The organism is Tissierella sp., assembly GCF_052089545.1.
Lineage (GTDB): Bacteria > Bacillota > Clostridia > Tissierellales > Tissierellaceae > Tissierella_A.
Map to the genome: position 1 here is coordinate 1 of NZ_JBQDAA010000236.1, position 2,683 is coordinate 2,683.

A 2,683-nucleotide genomic window follows, 5' to 3' on the forward strand; every position below is an offset into this window, starting at 1 on the left:
GTAAAGATTTAAATATTCTAGGAACTCCAAGATTGCTTCTATTTACTAACCTTAATTTATCCATTAAATCAGTTAAGTGGGAGTTTCTTGCTGCCGGAGGGTGATGTAATATATTACCAGAAGAAATTCCACCAATAAAACTTCCCGGATTTGTCAAGATTAATTTATCTTTATAATGCTTGAGCATCACACTACCTGGTACTCGATAATCTCTATGTGAAAAAGCATTAAGAAGTGCCTCTCTTAGTGCTATTTTAGGATACCTAGAAAATTCCGGATGCAAAAAACCTACTTCTATTGTTGTCGTGGTGTTTTCCGTAGCCATATATCTTTCAATCTCATAAAGTCCAATTGGTATTGAAGTACTTTGACCTTCTTTTATAGAGTAATCTGTACTACTAATCATTTTTCTAAAGTCCCATCTATGATTTGGTATATACTTTGTAATTGCTTCTTCATTACCTACAATTAACAATCCTCCGATACTTAACTTCCCATCTTTTAATGCTCCAATAGACTTCAATAAATCTTCATCAGACTTTTTTAATAAAGTATCTGGTGCATGTTCTTCTGACATCATCATCCTTACTCTCTCCATTGCAACCGGAGAAAAACATTCTTGCCAGGGAGCATCTATACGTTGAGCAGAAAAGTCTGAAATTCCAGTTGTAGCCAGGAATTCATTTCTTACAGACCCAGTAAAAGGCTTACAATCTTTACCTATTCTTACTGATGCATTCCCATTTGTTTCTGTGTATAGAGATTTTTCTTGATGGATTGTCATTATCAATAATCTTCTATGTCCTTCAGGAACTTCAATCCACTCAAATATTGGAGTAATGTGAGGATCGGTTTTCTCATATATAGATTTCTGTAATATTTCAGCATCTACTTCATGTGGAACTCCAACTATTGCTTCATTTCTTCCTTTCACTCTATCTCTAACCCCAAATACAGTAGTTCCTCCTCCTCCATTTGCCATACATACAGCCATTCTTACAGCCATCTTAATTGAGTCATTTAAACTTCTTTCAATCCACTCCTTAAAATCTAAATCCTGCGTTTCTAAATCATCTGCAACGTGAATATCTAATTCATCTAATAACTTTAATATATCTTCTTTATTTTTCATATCAAGCTACCAACCCATTTCTAAATATTTTCTTTTTTCTTTTTTATCCAATACCTCACTACAACTTTCCCAGTCTATATGATTTACTCCAATATTGTATCTATTTTCAAATGGATGTTTTTTTGGAACGTTATCTATTATTTCAAATGCCTTGTCTTTTTCTCCTATTGCAATATTTATCCATGCATCTTCTAATACATCAGGTAGTTGTCCAAATACATTATAAATATTCTTTAACCTTTTTGATAATAAGCTATGAACTCTATCTTCAACTGAATCTTTATATCTCATATTGTATACATATATAGTATCATAGATTTGTCCTATTCTCTGTATTCTACCCTTTCTTTGTTCAAGTCTTGTAGGATTCCAAGGTAAATCAATATTTATAAGAGTTCCAAGTGATTGTAAATTTAATCCTTCACTAGCAGAATCAGTCCCTACTAGAACACTTAAATCTCTATTTCTTACCATGAGTTTTAAATCTTCTTTTTCTTTTCTTTTAAATATCCCATCAATAAATATTCCTGATTTAGATCCACCTGCATATAAACCTATAGTTTTACCATTAAACTCTTTTGAAAGATTTTCTGCAATCCACTTTGCAGTATCAAAATATTGAGAAAATATAATAGTACCTCTTTCAATCCAATTTTCATCTTTTAAGAGTTCAACAGTTTTATCATATTTAGGATCTATTGCTTCATTTGTTTCCAGAGCTCTTACATATTTTTCTAACAATTCAGTTTCTATTTTTGTAAGATTCTTTATATCGGATTCTTTTTTAGATTCTTCTTCCTCTTCTTCTATCACTTCATGAAAAGATGTATTCCAATTATTTAACATTTTAAGACCCGTATTTCTCCCAGCTTCCATAGAACTTCCTATTCTTTTTAATAGTAAAGTCTTTAAAAAGCCTGAGCTTTTTGATCTCTTTCCAAGTTCTTCACAAAACTCCTCTGCATATTCATAAGCTTCTTTAAGATATGAAGATAATATTAAAGCTTCTTCATCATCTTCTCCTCTAAGTTCAACTTCTATCTTTTTTAAATAAGCTTCATTTGTTTCTGGATTAATAGTTTCTTCTAAATATTTTCTCTCTCTTCTTATTACATGGCGAATATAAGGATTATGTTTATTATAAAAATTTCCAGTCAACAGAACTCCTATTCTGTGATTTTCGGCCATTGATAATTCTGTAAATGACTTTTTATAAACAAAATCATTGTCATCCATATTAGATTTTATTCTAAGAGATGCAAAAGTTGAACTTTCATGAGAAGGTGGAAAAGGATTTCTTATCCATTCCCAATTTTCCGCATTAAAAAATTCAATTTCTTCTTTTCCCATTATTAAATTAAGACCTTTAGAAATTTTATTTCTCTTTCTCCAATAAGAAGATATACTACCAAGAACGCTATCATTTTTTTGAGATAATATATTCATCAAATCCCATAGTTCTATAGGATACATTTGTATTGGAGTAGCAGTTGCAAGTAACATACTCTTAGTTTTAGGCGATATTTTAAGTAAAAATTCATAAAGATTATT

Annotated in this window: 2 protein-coding genes; both read right to left on the bottom strand. The window is 30.6% G+C overall.

Annotated elements, in window-relative coordinates; genetic code table 11:
- On the bottom strand, positions 1–1,132 hold a 1,132-nt coding region (locus ACTHW2_RS12185; protein ID WP_442264184.1), incomplete at its 3' end, for an RNA-binding domain-containing protein.
- A gap of 6 nt (positions 1,133–1,138) precedes the next feature.
- Positions 1,139–2,683: helicase-related protein (locus ACTHW2_RS12190; protein ID WP_442264185.1), on the bottom strand; the 1,545-nt coding region annotated here is incomplete at its 5' end.